This is a genomic window from Streptomyces sp. NPDC039424 (assembly GCF_055639495.1).
Map to the genome: position 1 here is coordinate 232,508 of NZ_JBVKAI010000003.1, position 16,453 is coordinate 248,960.

Sequence of the window (16,453 nt, forward strand, 5' to 3'; positions counted from 1 at the left end):
GCCGATGCTGCGCGCATGACAGCCAAACTGATGCAGCATCAGCTGACGAGACGTCACATACTTGGTATGGCCGCCCTGCAGACGGCGGCCACCCTCGGCTTCACCCGTGTCGGCCTTCAGTCGGCCCGCGCGGCCGAGCCCGCCGCGGTCGAGTCCGCCCCCGCCATCGTGATCGGCTCCGGCTACGGCGGCGCGGTCGCCGCCCTCCGCCTCGGCCAGGCCGGCATCCGTACCGTCGTCCTGGAGATGGGCCGGCTGTGGAACACCGCCGGCTCCGACGGCAAGGTGTTCTGCTCCACCAGCGCCCCGGACCAGCGGTCCATGTGGTTCCGCACCCGCACCGAGGCGCCGCTGGCCACCTTCCTGTGGCTGGACCTGGTCAACAAGGACATCAGCCCCTACCCGGGAGTGCTCGACCGCGTGCACTACGACGCCATGTCGGTCTTCGTCGGCCGGGGCGTCGGCGGCGGCTCGCTGGTCAACGGCGGGATGGCGGTCACCCCGCTCCAGTCGTACTTCGCCGAGCAGTTCCCGACCGTGGACGCGAGCGAGATGTACGGCACCTACTTCCCGCGCGCCCGCGCCATGCTCGGCGTCAACAGCGTCGACCCCGCCTGGTTCGAGGCGACGCAGTGGTACCGGTTCGCCCGCACCTCCCGCAAGGCCGCCGCCAACACCGGCCTGAAGACCACCTTCGTACCGAACGTCTACGACTTCGGCTACATGCAGCGCGAGGCGGCCGGCACCGCCACGAAGTCCGCGCTCGCCGGGGAGGTCATCTACGGCAACAACCAGGGCAAGCGCAGCCTGGACAAGACCTACCTGGCCGCCGCGCTCGGCACCGGCAACGTCACCATCCACACGCTGGAGAAGGTGACGTCCGTCAGCCGGGCGGGCGACGGGAGTTACGTCCTGACCGCCGACCGGATCGACAACACCGGCAAGGTGGTGGAGAGCAAGCAGTACGGCTGCACGTACCTCTTCCTCGGCGGCGGCAGCCTCGGCACCACCGAACTCCTCGTCCGCGCCCGGGACACCGGCACCCTGCCCGACCTCGACGCGAACGTCGGCGCCGGCTGGGGAACCAACGGCAACACCATGCTCGGCCGCGCCAACCACATGTGGGACACGGTCGGCGCCGACCAGGCCACCATGCCGGTGCTGGGCATCGACGACTGGGCCAACGCCGACAACCCGGTCTTCGCCGAGATCGCCCCGCTGCCGATGGGCTTCGAGCACTGGATCAGCCTGTACCTCGCGATCACCAAGAACCCGCAGCGGGCCAGGTTCACCTACGACGCCTCGTCGGGGTCGGTGAAACTCGGCTGGACGGCGGCCCAGAGCGCCGTCTCGGTCGCCATGGCCAAGAAGCTGTTCGACCGGATCAACTCGGCCAACGCCACCATCTACCGGTACGACCTGTTCGGCTCCGGCAGCAAGGTCTTCGCCGACGACTTCACCTACCACCCCCTGGGCGGCTGCGTGCTGGGCAAGGCGACCGACAACTACGGGCGGGTGAAGGGATATCCGAGGCTGTACGTCACCGACGGCTCGCTCGTCCCCGGCTCGATCGGCGTCAACCCGTTCGTGACGATCACCGCCCTCGCCGAACGCACGATGGCGCGGGTCCTCGCCGAGGACACCGCGCCATGAGCCTTAGGCGTGTCCGACCTGGCGCCGGAGGTGACTACTTCGCGTAGATCGCCTCGATCTCGGCCGTGTAGTCCTTCGCCACCACGCCCCGCTTCAGCTTCAGGGACGGCGTCAGGTGGCCCGACTCCTCCGTGAACTGGGAGGGCAGAATGCGGAACTTCCGCACCGATTCCGCCTTCGACACCGCGGCGTTGCCGTCGTCGACCGCCGCCTGGATCGCCGCGAGCAGATCCGGGTCCTCGCAGAGCGACGCCGCGGTGGAACCCGCCGGCTTGCCGTGCTCGGCGCACCAACGGCCCAGGAACTCCTCGTCGATGGTGACCAGCGCGCCCACGAACGGCCGCCCGTCGCCCACCACCATGCACTCCGCGACCAGCGCGTGCGCCCGGATGCGGTCCTCTATCACCGCAGGGGCGACGTTCTTGCCGCCCGCGGTGACGATGATCTCCTTCTTACGGCCGGTGATCTTGAGGTAGCCGTCCTCGTCGAGGGTGCCGATGTCACCGGTGTGGAACCAGCCGTCCGCCAGCGCCTCGGCGGTCGCGCCCTCGTTGTTCCAGTAGCCCTTGAACAGGTGCTCGCCGTGCAGCAGCACCTCGCCGTCGTCGGCGATGCGGACCACCGAGCCCGGCAGCGGCTGGCCGACCGTGCCGATCTTCTGCCGGTCCCAGGGGTTGAAGGCGGTGGCCGCGCAGGACTCGGTCAGACCGTAGCCCTCCAGCACCGTGAAGCCGATGCCCCGGAAGAAGTGGCCCAGCCGCTCGCCCAGCGGGGCGCCGCCGGAGATGGCGTACTCGCCGCGCCCGCCGAGCACCGCGCGCAGCTTGCTGTAGACCAGCTTGTCGAAGACCTTGTGCTTGATCTTCAGGCCCATGGACGGGCCCGACGGCGTGTCCAGCGCCTTGCTGTACGCGATCGCCGTGTCGGCCGCCTTGTCGAAGATCGCGCCCTTGCCGTCCGCCTGCGCCTTGGCCCGCGCGGTGTTGTAGACCTTCTCGAACACCCGCGGTACGCCGAGGATCAGCGTCGGTCGGAACGCGGCCAGCTCGTCGGTGAGGTTCTTGATGTCCGGGACGTTGCCCAGCTTGATCGGCGCCATCATCGGGGCGATCTGCACCAGGCGCCCGAAGACATGTGCGAGCGGCAGGAACAGCAGGACGGAACACTCGCCGGTGCGGAACAGCGGGCGCAGCCGCTCCACCACGTTCCCGCACTCCGCGAAGAAGCTGCGGTGGGTGAGGACACAGCCCTTGGGCCGGCCCGTGGTACCCGAGGTGTAGACGATGGTCGCGGCGTCGTCGGCCTTCGCCAGCGAGCTGCGCTCCTCGACCGTGGCGTCGGTGACGTCCTGCCCCAGCCGGCCCAGCTCCTCCACGCCTCCGGCGTCGATCTGCCAGACGTGCTTGAGCGCGGGCAGCGTCTCGCGCACCGACTCCACGGCGGCGGCGTGGCCCGCCAGCTCCACGACGCAGGCGGTGGCGCCCGAGTCGGCGAGGATCCACTGCACCTGCTCCGCCGAGCTGGTCTCGTACACCGGCACCGTGATCGCGCCCGCGCTCCAGATGGCGAAGTCGAGCAGCGTCCACTCGTACCGGGTACGGGACATCAGGCCCACCCGGTCACCCGGCTGGACGCCGGAGGCGATCAGGCCCTTGGCGGCGGCCCGTACCTCGGCCAGGAACGCCGTGGCCGTCACGTCCTGCCACACGCCGCCCACCTTGCGGGCGATGACGGCGACGTCGGGATGCTGCGCGGCGTTTCTGCGGACGATGTCGGTCAGATTTCCGTCCGCAGGGACCTCGTACAAAGCCGGAAGGCTGAACTCGCGCAAGACTGCTGCTCCTCATAGGGCGCCGGCGCCACGACGTTGTGTGATGCGACGGTGTGGTCCAAGGCTCGGGGAAGTACTCGGGAATTCAGATGTTGAAATCCAGAGCACGACTGGACTGCCCGGACGTTACCCGCCGGTATGGCTTCTTCGACAGGGGGGCCCGACGAGATGTTCGCTGCGTCACACGGCTTGATATTCCATGGCGCAGAGTAGTCCACGCCCTAACTGACTAGCCAGTAACCGCAAGCCCGGTCGCCACTGTTCACAACTGCACCGCGCCGCCTACCCTTGATCGCCATGGCACCCACACCGGCCGACGACAAGAGGACCCGCGTGCACGTGGTCAGCGACGTGCACGGCAACGCCCGCGACCTGGCAAGAGCCGGGGAGGGCGCCGACGCGCTGATCTGTCTGGGTGACCTGGTGCTCTTCCTCGACTACGCCGACCACTCGCGCGGGATCTTCCCCGACCTCTTCGGCAAGGAGAACGCCGACCGCATCGTCGAACTGCGTACCGCCCGCCGCTTCGAGGAGGCGCGGGAGTTCGGGGCCCGGCTGTGGGCGGGCATCGGCGCCGACCGGGCCGCCGCCATCGAGAAGGCGGTACGCAGGCAGTACGCCGAGATGTTCGCCGCGTTCCCGACCCCGACGTACGCCACATACGGAAACGTCGACATGCCGACATTGTGGCCGGAGTACGCCGGGCCGGGCACGACGGTGCTGGACGGCGAGCGCGTGGAGATCGGCGGCCGGGTCTTCGGCTTCGTCGGCGGCGGGCTGCGCACCGCGATGCGGACGCCGTACGAGATCAGCGACGAGGAATACGCGGCGAAGATCGAGGCGGTCGGCGAGGTCGACGTGCTGTGCACACACATCCCGCCCGAGGTGCCGGAGCTGGTGTACGACACGGTCGCGCGCCGCTTCGAACGGGGCAGCCGTGCCCTGCTGGACGCGATCCGCCGCACCAGACCGCGCTATGCGCTCTTCGGCCACGTCCACCAGCCGCTGGCCCGGCGGATGCGGATCGGGGCGACCGAGTGCGTGAACGTCGGGCACTTCGCCGGGACCGGCAAGCCGTGGGCGCTGGAATGGTGAGGGGCCGGGGGGTACGGGGTGAAGTCGGCTGGTGGCGGGCGCGGTAGCCTTCCGCTGCACACCCGTGCGCACGACGAGGCACGTACGACGTCCGCGCACGACGATCACCCGACTACCGGCCCGCATCTGGAGGAGCCACGGCGATGGCGGAACACACCAGCTCGAGCATCACGATCGAGGCGGCACCGGCCGACGTCATGGGGGTGATCTCCGACTTCGCCCGCTACCCGGACTGGACCGGCGAGGTGAAGGAGGCGGAGGTCCTGGAGACCGACGCCCAGGGCCGCGCCGAGCAGGTGCGTCTCGTCATGGACGCGGGCGCCATCAAGGACGACCAGACCCTCGCCTACACCTGGACCGGCGAGAACGAGGTCTCCTGGACCCTGGTGAAGTCCCAGATGCTCCGCTCCCTCGACGGCTCGTACATCCTCAAGCCCACGGCCGCCGGCACCACCGAGGTCACCTACCTGCTGACGGTCGACGTCAAGATCCCCATGCTCGGCATGATCAAGCGCAAGGCGGAGAAGGTCATCATCGACCGGGCGCTGGCGGGCCTGAAGAAGCGGGTCGAGCAGGACAGCCCGTCCGGCGATTGAGAACGGGGCCCCGACGGCGCCGCACGCCCTGAGCACGGCCGAGCCGCAGGCCCGGCACCGGTAGCGTGCACCTTTATGCGCACCATCCTGATCACGGGCCCCGGCGGCTGCGGCCGTACCACCGTCGCCGCGGCCACCGCGCTGCGGGCGGCGGGCGACGGCGTCGACACCCTCGTGCTGAGCGCCGACCGCACGGACACCCTCGGCGCGGCCCTGGGCACGGCGACGGGACCGGTCCCGGTCGAGGTCGCCCCCCGCCTCACCGCCTGGCGTCCGGACGCCACCGAGCGTTTCCGGGACGACCTCACCGCCTTCCAGGGCCGCGCGGCGAACGTCCTCGACCTGCTCGGCGCCGCCCGCCTCGACGCCGAGGAGGTCACCCCGCTGCCCGGCGCCGAGGAGCTGTCCTTCCTGCGCGCCCTGCGGGACGCCGCCCTCTCCGAGCGGTACCGACTCCTCGTCGTCGACCTCCCGCCCGCCCCCCAGGCCCTCGCCCTCCTCTCCCTGCCGGAGGAACTGCGCCGCTACCTGCGCCGCCTCCTGCCGCCCGAACGCCAGGCGGCCCGCGCCCTGCGCCCGGTCCTCGGCCGGCTCGCCGGGGTCCCCATGCCCGCCGAGTGGCTGTACGAGACGGCCGCCCGCTGGGACCTCGAACTCGCGGCGGTGGAAGCCGTGGTCGCCGACCGCCACACCGCCGTACACCTGGTCGCCGAGCCCGGACCGGCCGCCGCCGACGCCGTACGCACCGCCCGCCTCGGCCTCGCCCTGCGCGGCCTGCGCACCGAGGCCCTGATCGCCAACCGCGTCCTGCCGGAGACCGCGCACGACCCGTGGCTCGCCGGACTGGCCGCCCAGCAGGGCAAGGCCCTGGCCGAGTGGCGCGCCTCCTACGACGTCCACGCGGTGCCCCACCTCGGCCGCGACCCGCACGGCGGGGACGACCTCGCGGCGCTCGGCGTGCCCGGCGTCAACCCGGCGCCCGCCCCGGTCGAGTGGCCCGTCACCGACCGGATCGCCGCGGACGGCGTGCTCGTCTGGCACATCCCGCTGCCCGACGCGATACGGGACGAACTCGACCTCGTCCGGCGCGGCGACGAACTCGTGATCACGGTCGGCCCGTTCCGCCGGATCGTTCCGCTCCCGTCCGCCCTGCGCCGCTGCACCGTCGCGGGCGCCGCCCTGCGCGAGGGCGAGCTGCGCATCCGCTTCGCCCCGGATCCGGACCTGTGGCCGAGCGGGCGGTGACTCCCGCTCGCCCCGCGCCGGAGCGGTGGACGAGTCACCGCCCCGGCCGGTCCCCGGGGCGGTGAAACGGGCACGCCCGTTCGGGTAACGTCGTAAGGGCGAACCGTAGTCAGGAGCCCGCCATGAGCGAAGAGCGCCCCACGCCCGACGCCCCCGAACCTGAGGCGTTCGATCAGGCACGGGCGACCGACGCCGACGCCTGGTCCACGGCCTGTGCCGAGGACCTCGCGGCGGAGAAGGCCCGCCGCCGCGCCGAACACGGCCCGCCGCCGGGCTCCGCCGCCGAGGAACTGCGCAAGCTGGTCGACGCCGTCGCCGACAAGATCGACAAGCTGTCCGGCACCGGATCCCCGCTGCTCGGCGCGGTCGCCGGACCCGCCGCCCAGCAGGTGGTCCGGCAGGTCGTGCAGCAGGCCAAGGCGGCCGTCGAACCGGTCATAGAACGCAACCCCGACGTCTTCGACCACCTCGCCGCGGCCGGCGGCGAACTGCTGGCCGCCTACCGCTCGGCCGTCCAGGCCCAGGAACACCGCTGGACGTCCCGCCCGGACGGTCCGAAGGACACCCCGGGCACCGACTGGAACGACCGGGACGACCGGGGCGAGGGAACCGGCCCCGGGCAACGCATCGACTTGGACTGAGAGCCCCCGTGAGAACCCCCTCGGGTACGGTTGGCGGTAGCGGGGCTCGACCGGAACTGAGGGATTCATGGGACTCACCATCGGCGTCGACATCGGCGGCACGAAGATCGCGGCCGGCGTGGTCGATGAGGAAGGCAACATCCTCTCGACCTTCAAGGTGCCGACCCCGGGTACGCCCGAGGGCATCGTGGACGCCATCGCCTCCGCGGTGGAGGGCGCCCGCGCCGGGCACGAGATCGTCGGCGTGGGCATCGGTGCGGCCGGTTACGTCAACCGGCAGCGCTCCACGGTCTACTTCGCGCCCAACATCGACTGGCGCCAGGAACCGCTGAAGGAAAAGGTCGAGGCTCGCGTGGGCCTCCCGGTCGTCGTCGAGAACGACGCCAACGCCGCCGCGTGGGGCGAGTACAAGTTCGGCGCCGGCAAGGGCCACCGCAACGTCATCTGCATCACGCTCGGCACCGGCCTCGGCGGCGGCATCATCATCGGCAACAAGCTGCGCCGCGGCCACTTCGGTGTGGCCGCCGAGTTCGGCCACATCCGGATGGTCCCGGACGGCCTGCTGTGCGGCTGCGGCTCGCAGGGCTGCTGGGAGCAGTACGCCTCAGGCCGCGCCCTGGTCAGATACGCCAAGCAGCGCGCCAACGCCACCCCCGAGAACGCCGAGATCCTGCTCGGCCTCGGTGACGGCACCCCCGACGGCATCGAGGGCAAGCACATCTCCATGGCCGCCCGCCAGGGCGACCCGGTCGCCGTCGACTCCTACCGCGAGCTGGCCCGCTGGGCCGGCGCCGGTCTCGCCGACCTGGCCTCCCTCTTCGACCCCTCCGCGTTCATCGTCGGCGGCGGCCTCTCCGACGAGGGCGAACTGGTGCTCGACCCCATCCGCAAGTCCTACAAGCGGTGGCTGGTCGGCGGCAACTGGCGCCCGGTCGCCGACGTGATCGCCGCACAGCTCGGCAACAAGGCGGGCCTCGTCGGCGCGGCCGACCTGGCCCGGGAGCCCGACCCGATCATGTGACGAGCCCCGTGCACGACGCGCCCGCCGCTCCCCCCGGGGACGGCGGGCGTCGCCGTGCTCGCGGGTCCCCCCGGCGTTATCTTGAGGCCCATGCCGACCCCGCCCCCGCCGCTTCCCAACTCCCGCACCGAGCCCGACGGTTCCGCCGTCATCCGGGTCCTGAGCTACAACATCCGCTCGATGCGCGACGACACCGACGCCCTCGCCCGGGTGATCACCGCCTGCGCCCCCGACCTGGTCCTGGTCCAGGAAGCCCCCCGCTTCTTCCGCTGGCGCAAGAAGCTGGACCGCCTCGCGGCGGCCTCCGGGCAGGTGATCCTCTCCGGGGGCGCGACGGCCGCGGGCCCGGCGATCCTGTGCACGCTCCGGGCCACCGTCGAGCACACCGAGGACGTCCTGCTCCCGCTCACCCCCGGACTGCACCGGCGCGGCTTCGCCACCGCCGTCGTACGGTTCGGCGGCGCCCGCCTAGGCGTCCTGAGCTGTCACCTCAGCCTGCAGAAGGACGAGCGGTACGAGCAGGGCGGCATGCTCCTCGACCGGCTCGCCGCAATGGGCGTGGACCACGCGGTCGCGGGCGGCGACCTCAACGAGCGCCCCGACGGCCCCACCTTCCGGCGGCTCGCCGACGCCCTCCAGGACTGCCGGGACACCGCGCCCTGGGGCGGCGAGCACACCTGGACGCGCGACCACCCCCACCGGCGCATCGACGCGATCTTCGCCACCAAGGGTGTCCGGGTCCTGGGCTGCGGGGTGCCCCTGGACCACCCCGGAGTCACCGAGACAGATCTGAGGGCGGCCACGGACCACCTTCCGGTCCTGGCCGCCCTCAGAATCCCGGCACCGTGAACGCGTCGCTCAGACGACGGCACCCCGCCCCGGGTCGTCGTCCCCCTCCTCGTCCGTCCGCATCCGCACCACCAGCGCGGTGAAACCGCCCAGGAAGCCGCCGATGCCGGCGGTCGCCAGCCACCAGGTCATCTCCCAGCCGAACAGCACGGCGAGCACGAGCAGGATCGGGCCGCCGATCACGCCCAGCCAGGCGAACCTGGCGGTCGTGTCGGCGGCGGGCAGCGGGGGCGGCTCGGGCGGCACGAAGTGGCCCTCGTCGTCCTCGTCGAAGTCCTCCTCGGACGCCTCGGGCGCGCTGTAGTCGCGCGGCCCGACACCGGGCGCGAAGGCGACGGAGCTGCCCAGCGGCCGGGCGGGCGGCGGCTGCTGTTGTTGTTGCTGTTGCTGCCCGCGGTCGTCGTCGTTCGGTTCCGTTTCCAGCAGGGCGAGGTCCTCGACCGGCTTGAACGGCTTGGTGCCCGGCGGGTCCGGCGGCTCCTCGCCGTATCCGGCGACGATCGCCGCCCAGGCGGCCTCCTCGTCGAAGGGCACGCCCTTCTCGTCCGGCTCGCGGTCCTCGCGGTCGGAGTCGTGCTCAGCCAACTGCGGCCGTCCCTTCCTTGCCGACACTGGGTGCGAGCCGGCCGATGAAGGCGAGGCTCTCCTCGAAGATCCGGTCCGCATCGTGGTCCAACGTCGCCACGTGGTAACTCTGTTCCAGCACGACCTCCGTTACGTCCGTCGACGACACCCGGCTCAGCACCCGGGCCGAATCGGCCGCCGGCACCACATGGTCGCGCGCGCTGCGCAGAACCAGCAGCGGCTGGGTGACCTGAGGCAGCTCGCCGTCCAGCGTCCGGAAGAAGACCCGCAGGGAATGGGCCGCGTGCAGCGGCACCCGGTCGTAACCCAGCTCCGCCGCGCCCTCCTTGGCGATGTCGCTGGCGATGCCCTTCGTCGTACGGACCAGGTGCCGGGCCACCGGAAGGGCGTACGCGGACAGACCGTGCACCTTGTTCGCCGGGTTGACGACCACGACGCCCCGCAGGGCGTCCCCGTGCTTCGCGGCCAGCCGCAGCGCCAGCGCCCCGCCCATCGACAGCCCCGCCACGAACACCCGCGCACAGCGCTCGCGCAGCAGGCGCAGCTCGCGGTCCACCTCCGCGTACCAGTCCTGCCAGCCGGTGACCTGCATGTCCTCCCAGCTCGTGCCGTGCCCGGGCAGCAGCGGCAGCGACACGGTCAGACCGTGGGCGGCGTGGTGCTCCGCCCAGGGACGCAGCGACTGGGGCGAGCCGGTGAACCCGTGACAGAGGAGGACACCCGTCTGACCTCCCTCGTGGCGGTAGGGCTCGGCTCCGGGGAGAACCGGCACGTCGGTCTCCTGTTCATGAGAGGGGCGCGAAACGACTCCAGGTGCTGCTTCACCGTACGCGACCGCACTGACACCGACCAGGGCCGTCGGCGCCTTTGACGGCGGAGCGGGTTATGGTCTGATCGACGGAAACAGGAGGCACTCGGTTGTTGTACGGCACGATGAAGGTCGCCATCGGGGGACCGCTGAAGGTCGCCTTCAGGCCCTGGGTGGAAGGCCTGGAGAACGTCCCGGCCGAGGGTGCCGCCATTCTGGCGAGCAACCACCTGTCGTTCTCGGACTCGTTCTTCCTGCCCGCGGTCCTCGACCGCAAGGTCACCTTCATCGCGAAGGCCGAGTACTTCACCACGCCCGGAGTGAAGGGGCGGCTCACCGCGGCCTTCTTCAAGGGCGTCGGCCAGCTCCCGGTGGACCGCTCCGGCGCCCGGGGCGCGGGCGAGGCGGCGATCAAGAGCGGCATCGAGGTGCTGGAGCGCGGTGAGCTGTTCGGCATCTACCCCGAGGGCACCCGCTCGCCCGACGGCCGCCTGTACCGGGGCAAGCCCGGCGGCCTGGCCCGCGTGGCCCTCGCCACCGGCGCGCCGGTCATCCCCGTCGCGATGATCGACACCGAGAAGATCCAGCCGCCCGGGAAGGTCGTCCCGAAGCTGATGCGGCCCGGCATCCGCATCGGCAAGCCCCTGGACTTCAGCCGCTACCACGGCATGGAGCACGACCGCTTCGTGCTGCGCGCGGTGACCGACGAGGTCATGTACGAGATCATGAAGCTCTCCGGCCAGGAGTACGTCGACATCTACGCCACCGCGGCCAAGCGCCGGATCGCGGAGGCGGCGAAGGCGTCCAAGGAGGCCGGGAAGGCCGAGAAGAAGAAGGCCGAGTCCTAAACGGGGAGTCGGGGGAGTCGGGGGCGAGGGGGACATGGCCAAGCGCGAGCGGGTCATGCGGATGTCGGTCGAGCTGCCGCTGTGGCGTGCGCTCACCGGCTACCGCGTGCTGACGATGCTGTACGCCATCGGCCTGTGCGCCACCGCGTACGACGAGTTCGTCCGTCCCTGGGTCGCGATCGCCTACTACGGCGTCCTGGTCGTCTGGACCCTCGCCACCCTGCCCCGGGTGGCGAACGCGGCGAGCTGTACCAAGCGCTTCCTCGCCGCCGACCTGACGATCGCGCTCACCGGCATCCTCCTCACCCCGCTCGCCGACGCCCACCAGCGGATCGCCGAGGGCGGGCCGACGCTGCCGTCGATATGGACCGCCGGATCGGTGCTGGCCTTCGCCATCAAGGGCGGCTGGCGCTGGGCGGCCCTGGCCTCCACGCTGGTCGCGGTCGCCAACCTGGCGGAGCGCGGCCGTCCGGCCCGGGACACCGTGCACAACGTGATCCTCGTCTGGGTCGCCGCCATCGCCATCGGCTATGTGGTCGAGGTCGCCCGCGCCTCCGAGCGCACCCTCGCCCGCGCCCTGGAGATCGAGGCCGCCACCCGGGAGCGGGAGCGGCTCGCCCGGGACATCCACGACAGCGTGCTGCAGGTGCTGGCCATGGTGCAGCGGCGCGGCGCGGTGATCGGCGGCGAGGCGGCCGAGCTCGGCCGGATGGCGGGGGAGCAGGAGGTGGCGCTGCGCACGCTGGTCTCCGGCGGCCTGGTGCCCGTCCCGCGGGCCTCGGAGGACCCGGCCGAGGGCGCGGTCGTACGGGCGGTGGAGGAACCGGACGACACCGGTCCGGTCGATCTGCGCTCGCTGCTCACCCCGTTCGCCGGAGCCCGGGTCAGCCTCGCCGAACCCGGCGCCCCGGTGCCCCTGCCGCCGGGTGCGGCGCGGGAGCTGGCGGCGGCCGTCGGCGCGGCCCTGGACAATGTCCGACGGCACGCGGGCGAGGGCGCCCGGGCCTGGATCCTGGTCGAGGACGAGCCGGACGAGGTCGTCGTGACCGTACGGGACGACGGGCCCGGCATCCCGCGGGGGCGGCTCGCCCAGGCCGAGGGCGAGGGGCGGCTCGGGGTGGCCCTGTCCATCCGCGGGCGGCTGCGCGACCTGGGCGGCAGCGCCGAGCTGATCTCGACCCCGGGCCAGGGCACGGAAGTCGAACTGAAGGTACCGAAGGACCCGAGGGTCTCCCGGGGGAAGGCGGAGAAGCGATGACGGAGCGGCGGGACCCGATCAAGGTCATGGTGGTCGACGACCACCCGATGTGGCGCGACGCGGTCGCCCGGGACCTGGGCGAGTCCGGCTTCGAGGTGGTCGCCACCGCCGGGGACGGCGAGCAGGCGGTGCGCCGCGCGAAGGCCGCCGCGCCCGACGTCCTCGTCCTGGACCTCAACCTGCCCGCCAAGCCGGGCGTCCAGGTCTGCAAGGAACTGGTGGCCGCCAACCCGGCGCTGCGCGTGCTGGTGCTGTCGGCGAGCGGCGAGCACGCCGATGTCCTGGAGGCCGTGAAGTCCGGCGCGACCGGCTATCTGCTGAAGTCGGCGTCCACGGAGGAACTGGTGGACGCGGTGCGCAGGACGGCGGTCGGCGACCCGGTGTTCACGCCCGGCCTCGCCGGTCTGGTCCTCGGCGAGTACCGCCGGCTCGCCTCGGAACCCGCGCCCGCCCCGGACACCGACGAGCCGAACGCGCCCCGGCTCACCGAGCGGGAGACCGAGGTGCTGCGGCTGGTCGCCAAGGGCCTGAGCTACAAGCAGATCGCCGAACGCCTGGTCATCTCCCACCGCACGGTGCAGAACCACGTCCAGAACACCCTCGGCAAGCTCCAGTTGCACAACCGCGTCGAGCTGGTGCGCTACGCCATAGAACGCGGACTTGACGACGAGTAAAGCGAACTCCCGACAGTTCACCGGAATTGCCCTTCCCGCCTCTCCCTGTGTGACGTGAATCACCACTACCGTGACTCTCCGTCAGGCAACCGCTGCGAAGGGACATTTCCATGCGGGTCGGAGTACTGACCGGAGGCGGCGACTGCCCCGGGCTCAACGCCGTCATCCGGGGCGTCGTGCGCAAGGGCGTGCAGGAGTACGGCTACGACTTCGTCGGCTTCCGGGACGGCTGGCGGGGACCTCTAGAAGGCGACACACTGCGCCTCGACATCCCCGCGGTGCGCGGCATCCTGCCCCGCGGCGGCACGATCCTCGGCTCCTCGCGGACCAACCCCCTCAAGCAGGAGGACGGCGTCCGCCGGATCAAGGACAACCTCGCCAAGCAGGAGGTCGACGCGCTGATCGCGATCGGCGGCGAGGACACCCTGGGCGTCGCCGCACGACTGTCCGACGAGTACGGCGTGCCGTGCGTGGGAGTGCCGAAGACCATCGACAACGACCTCTCCGCCACCGACTACACCTTCGGCTTCGACACCGCGGTCGGCATCGCCACCGAGGCCATCGACCGGCTGCACACCACCGCCGAGTCCCATATGCGGGTCCTGGTCTGCGAGGTGATGGGCCGTCACGCCGGCTGGATCGCCCTCCACTCCGGGCTCGCGGGCGGCGCCAACGTCATCCTCATCCCCGAGCAGCGCTTCGACCTCGACCAGGTGTGCGCCTGGATCACCTCCCGCTTCAAGGCCTCGTACGCGCCGATCGTCGTGGTCGCCGAGGGTGCCATGCCGAAGGACGGCGAGATGGTGCTCAAGGACGGGTCGCTCGACTCCTTCGGCCACGTCCGCCTGTCCGGCGTCGGCGAGTGGCTGGCCAAGGAGATCGAGAAGCGCACCGGCAAGGAGGCCCGCACCACCGTGCTGGGGCACATCCAGCGCGGCGGCACCCCCAGCGCCTTCGACCGCTGGCTCGCCACCCGCTTCGGTCTGCACGCCATCGACTGCGTCCGGGAGGGCGACTTCGGCAAGATGGTCGCCCTGCGCGGCACCGACATCGTCCGGGTCCCGATCTCCGAGGCGACGGCGAAGCTGAAGACGGTGGACCCCGAGCTCTACACGGAGGTCGGGGTCTTCTTCGGCTGAATCCGTACGGCCTCCCGACGCCGCCGCGGCTACCGCGGCGGCGTCGTTCGCGTACCGGAGGGGACGCTCGTGTCCCGCAGACGGCCCACCAGCTCCCGCACGATCGCGTCGCCGTTCAGCGTCAGGACCGACTCCGGGTGGAACTGGACCCCCGCGAGCCCCGGCCCGCGCAGCGCGTGCACCTCCCCGTTCCCGGCCCGGCTCACCTCGATCCCGTGCGCGGTCAGCTCCCGCGCCCCGTCGTCGTCGCAGCGGGCCACGAAGCTGTTGTAGAAGCCGACGGTCTCGCTCCGCCCGAACAGGTCGACCGCGGTCTGCGCCCCCTGGTACGGCACCTCCTTCCGCACGATCTTCAGCCCCAGCTCGGCGGCGATCAGCTCGTGCCCGAGGCAGACCCCGAGGACGCCGTGCCGGTGGTCCCGGATCACCTCGGCGGTCAGCTCGCGCAGGAACCGCATCTTGGGGTCGTCCAGGTCGGAGGGGTCGCCGGGCCCGGGGCCGAGCACGACCGGCCCCTCGTGCGCGAGCACCGCCGCCCGCAGCCCCGGCTCGTCGTAGCGCCGGACGGACACCGCCAGGCCGGACGACCGCAGCACGTGCGCCAGCATCGCCGTGAAGGTGTCCTCCCCGTCGACCACCAGGGCGTGCCCGGTGAGCTCCTCGGACCGCTCCCGCATCCGCAGCCAGAAGGGGGCCAGCGCGGCCCGGCGCCCGTCGAGCGCGGCCCGCACCCGGGGATCGTCGGCGAGACGGGGGCGGGCGTGCTCCTGCCGGGGCCGGGAGGGACGTACGCCCAGGGCCGCCAGCACGCCCGCCGCCTTCGCGTGCGTCTCGGCGACCTCTCCCGCCGGGTCCGATCCGCGCACCAGCGTGGCGCCGACCGGCACCCGCAGCCTCCCGGCCGCGTCGATGTCGGCGGTCCGGATGAGGATGGGGGAGTCGAGGGTCTGGGCCCCGGCTCCTTCCCGCCCGCCACCCGCGTGCCGGCCCAGCAGTGCCAGCGCGCCCGCGTAGTAGCCGCGCCCGCCGACCTCGTGCCGCTCGATGACCCGGCAGGCGTTCTGCACGGGGGAGCCGGTGACAGTGGCGGCGAACATGGTCTCCCGCAGGACCTCCCGCACGTCCAGCGACGACCGGCCGCGCAGCTCGTACTCCGTGTGCGCGAGGTGCGCCATCTCCTTCAGCCGGGGGCCGACCACCACCCCGCCCATGTCGCCGACGGTGCACATCATCTTGAGCTCCTCGTCGACTACCATCGACAGCTCCTCGATCTCCTTGCCGTCGGCGAGGAAGTCGAGCAGGTGTTCGGGGGTCGGGCCGCCGTCCGGGTAGCGGTACGTCCCGCTGATCGGGTTCATCACGACCGTTCCACCGGACATCCGGACATGCACCTCGGGGCTGGCGCCGACCAGCGTGCGGTCGCCGGTGTGCACCACGAAGGTCCAGTACGCGCCCCGCTCACCCTCCAGCAGGCGCCGGAAGAGCGCGAGGGCGTCACCTCTGGAGAACCCCGGGATCCGCCCCTCGTACGTCCGCCGGATCACGAAGTTGGCGCCCTCGCCGCGCCCGATCTCCTCGCGCAGCACCCGCCCGACGATCTCGCCGTACTCCTGGTCGTCGACGTCGAAGCCGCCGCCCTCCACCCGCACACGATGGGAGGGCAGCGCCGCCAGCGCTTCGGCGAGCGGGATCTCGTACGACTCCTCCGGCGTCAGCACCGCCAGCGGTGTGCCGTCGTCGCGGACGTCGAAGCCGCGCTCGCGGATCTGGCGGAAGGGGACGAGCGCGAGGCCCTCGTCGGGCAGGTCGGCCAGGCGGTCGCAGGTGATGACCTGGCCGACGAGGACTTCCACCGTGTTCTCGTCGCGGCCGGGCGTGCGCCGGCGCAGCAGGGCGAAGGGGCGGGGGTCGGCTAGGAGCCGTGCCAGGTCCATGGGGTCCTCTTCCGTCGTTTTCCGTCGACGTGCGTCGAGTCACGTCGATGCCGGTTGAGGAACGACCCCGGGAAACACCGAAGGCCGCCCCTCGGGCGGCCTTCGCGAAGTCTTGCGTACGCGCAGTCAGTGGGCCGCCGGATGAGCGGTCCACCACCAGTTCTGGTTCGAGTGCGCGAACATGCCAGGGACCCTACCGCACCACGCGCCCGTCCGTACGGTGATCGCCCCGTCTCACCTGTCGAACCGGGGGAAAATCCCCCGACACGACCCCGT

At 71.8% G+C, this 16,453-nt stretch carries 16 protein-coding genes; 11 read left to right on the forward strand and 5 right to left on the reverse strand.

Translation table 11 applies throughout. The features are described 5' to 3' along the window. Positions 1-30 precede the first annotated feature (30 nt). The gene (locus ACZ7L0_RS09280) at positions 31-1,653 is read left to right on the forward strand and encodes a GMC oxidoreductase (protein WP_471242199.1); all 1,623 of its coding nucleotides are present in this window, start codon (positions 31-33) and stop codon (positions 1,651-1,653) included. Between the two features lie 34 nt (positions 1,654-1,687). Here ACZ7L0_RS09280 and ACZ7L0_RS09285 read toward each other — a convergent pair whose 3' ends face one another. Next, entirely contained in the window at positions 1,688-3,484 is a 1,797-nt protein-coding gene (locus ACZ7L0_RS09285) for an AMP-dependent synthetase/ligase (protein WP_471241812.1), read from the reverse strand. Between the two features lie 339 nt (positions 3,485-3,823). Here ACZ7L0_RS09285 and ACZ7L0_RS09290 point away from each other — a divergent pair, with 339 nt between their 5' ends. The 6 genes from ACZ7L0_RS09290 (at position 3,824) to ACZ7L0_RS09315 (ending at position 8,931) form a co-directional block, all read left to right on the forward strand. Further along, positions 3,824-4,579, forward strand: a complete 756-nt coding sequence (locus ACZ7L0_RS09290; protein ID WP_471242200.1) for a metallophosphoesterase family protein — start codon at positions 3,824-3,826, stop codon at positions 4,577-4,579. Positions 4,580-4,722: 143 nt separating this feature from the next. Continuing rightward, entirely contained in the window at positions 4,723-5,175 is a 453-nt protein-coding gene (locus tag ACZ7L0_RS09295; protein ID WP_471241813.1) for an SRPBCC family protein, read from the forward strand. 75 nt (positions 5,176-5,250) lie between these two features. Then, positions 5,251-6,420: an ArsA family ATPase gene (locus ACZ7L0_RS09300; RefSeq protein WP_471241814.1), complete on the forward strand. Its 1,170-nt coding sequence runs from the start codon at positions 5,251-5,253 to the stop codon at positions 6,418-6,420. A gap of 122 nt (positions 6,421-6,542) precedes the next feature. Further along, positions 6,543-7,061 carry a DUF5304 domain-containing protein gene (locus ACZ7L0_RS09305; RefSeq protein ID WP_471241815.1) on the forward strand — a complete coding sequence of 173 codons (519 nt, stop codon included), beginning with the start codon at positions 6,543-6,545 and terminating at the stop codon, positions 7,059-7,061. Positions 7,062-7,128: 67 nt separating this feature from the next. Beyond that, positions 7,129-8,082: an ROK family glucokinase gene (locus tag ACZ7L0_RS09310; RefSeq protein ID WP_471241816.1), complete on the forward strand. Its 954-nt coding sequence runs from the start codon at positions 7,129-7,131 to the stop codon at positions 8,080-8,082. Positions 8,083-8,172: 90 nt separating this feature from the next. Then, entirely contained in the window at positions 8,173-8,931 is a 759-nt protein-coding gene (locus ACZ7L0_RS09315) for an endonuclease/exonuclease/phosphatase family protein (protein ID WP_471241817.1), read from the forward strand. Positions 8,932-8,940: 9 nt separating this feature from the next. On the opposite strand, the gene ACZ7L0_RS09320 is transcribed toward ACZ7L0_RS09315, so the two are convergent. Both ACZ7L0_RS09320 and ACZ7L0_RS09325 read right to left on the reverse strand, forming a co-directional pair. Then, positions 8,941-9,516 (reverse strand): hypothetical protein, encoded by a 576-nt coding sequence (locus tag ACZ7L0_RS09320; protein ID WP_471241818.1) that lies wholly within the window; start codon positions 9,514-9,516, stop codon positions 8,941-8,943. Then, entirely contained in the window at positions 9,509-10,288 is a 780-nt protein-coding gene (locus tag ACZ7L0_RS09325) for an alpha/beta hydrolase (protein WP_471241819.1), read from the reverse strand. The genes ACZ7L0_RS09320 and ACZ7L0_RS09325 overlap by 8 nt, the downstream gene beginning before the upstream one ends. A gap of 149 nt (positions 10,289-10,437) precedes the next feature. On the opposite strand from ACZ7L0_RS09325, the gene ACZ7L0_RS09330 reads away from it, so the two are divergent. The 4 genes from ACZ7L0_RS09330 to ACZ7L0_RS09345 all read left to right on the forward strand — a co-directional run bounded on the left by ACZ7L0_RS09330 (position 10,438) and on the right by ACZ7L0_RS09345 (position 14,243). After that, positions 10,438-11,172: a lysophospholipid acyltransferase family protein gene (locus tag ACZ7L0_RS09330; RefSeq protein WP_471241820.1), complete on the forward strand. Its 735-nt coding sequence runs from the start codon at positions 10,438-10,440 to the stop codon at positions 11,170-11,172. Positions 11,173-11,206: 34 nt separating this feature from the next. Further along, positions 11,207-12,430: a MacS family sensor histidine kinase gene (gene macS / locus ACZ7L0_RS09335; RefSeq protein ID WP_471241821.1), complete on the forward strand. Its 1,224-nt coding sequence runs from the start codon at positions 11,207-11,209 to the stop codon at positions 12,428-12,430. Further along, the gene (locus ACZ7L0_RS09340) at positions 12,427-13,104 is read left to right on the forward strand and encodes a response regulator (RefSeq protein ID WP_471241822.1); all 678 of its coding nucleotides are present in this window, start codon (positions 12,427-12,429) and stop codon (positions 13,102-13,104) included. The genes macS and ACZ7L0_RS09340 overlap by 4 nt, the downstream gene beginning before the upstream one ends. A 110-nt stretch (positions 13,105-13,214) precedes the next feature. Then, a complete protein-coding gene (locus tag ACZ7L0_RS09345; protein ID WP_471241823.1) occupies positions 13,215-14,243 on the forward strand; it encodes a 6-phosphofructokinase in 1,029 nt (342 codons plus the stop codon). A gap of 29 nt (positions 14,244-14,272) precedes the next feature. On the opposite strand, the gene ACZ7L0_RS09350 is transcribed toward ACZ7L0_RS09345, so the two are convergent. Further along, positions 14,273-16,177 (reverse strand): anthranilate synthase family protein, encoded by a 1,905-nt coding sequence (locus tag ACZ7L0_RS09350; RefSeq protein ID WP_471241824.1) that lies wholly within the window; start codon positions 16,175-16,177, stop codon positions 14,273-14,275. Between the two features lie 126 nt (positions 16,178-16,303). Then, a complete protein-coding gene (locus ACZ7L0_RS09355) occupies positions 16,304-16,360 on the reverse strand; it encodes a trp operon leader peptide (RefSeq protein ID WP_101392327.1) in 57 nt (18 codons plus the stop codon). Between the last annotated feature and the right edge of the window lie 93 nt (positions 16,361-16,453).

Excerpts from the sequence above, each read along its gene's own strand:
- ACZ7L0_RS09300 (WP_471241814.1), top strand. The coding sequence starts at position 5,251 with ATGCGCACCATCCTGATCACGGGCCCCGGCGGCTGCGGCCGTACCACC.
- ACZ7L0_RS09340 (WP_471241822.1), top strand. The coding sequence starts at position 12,427 with ATGACGGAGCGGCGGGACCCGATCAAGGTCATGGTGGTCGACGACCAC.
- ACZ7L0_RS09310 (WP_471241816.1), top strand. The coding sequence starts at position 7,129 with ATGGGACTCACCATCGGCGTCGACATCGGCGGCACGAAGATCGCGGCC.
- ACZ7L0_RS09350 (WP_471241824.1), bottom strand. The coding sequence starts at position 16,177 with ATGGACCTGGCACGGCTCCTAGCCGACCCCCGCCCCTTCGCCCTGCTG.
- ACZ7L0_RS09305 (WP_471241815.1), top strand. The coding sequence starts at position 6,543 with ATGAGCGAAGAGCGCCCCACGCCCGACGCCCCCGAACCTGAGGCGTTC.
- ACZ7L0_RS09345 (WP_471241823.1), top strand. The coding sequence starts at position 13,215 with ATGCGGGTCGGAGTACTGACCGGAGGCGGCGACTGCCCCGGGCTCAAC.
- ACZ7L0_RS09295 (WP_471241813.1), top strand. The coding sequence starts at position 4,723 with ATGGCGGAACACACCAGCTCGAGCATCACGATCGAGGCGGCACCGGCC.
- macS (WP_471241821.1), top strand. The coding sequence starts at position 11,207 with ATGGCCAAGCGCGAGCGGGTCATGCGGATGTCGGTCGAGCTGCCGCTG.
- ACZ7L0_RS09280 (WP_471242199.1), top strand. The coding sequence starts at position 31 with ATGCAGCATCAGCTGACGAGACGTCACATACTTGGTATGGCCGCCCTG.
- ACZ7L0_RS09315 (WP_471241817.1), top strand. The coding sequence starts at position 8,173 with ATGCCGACCCCGCCCCCGCCGCTTCCCAACTCCCGCACCGAGCCCGAC.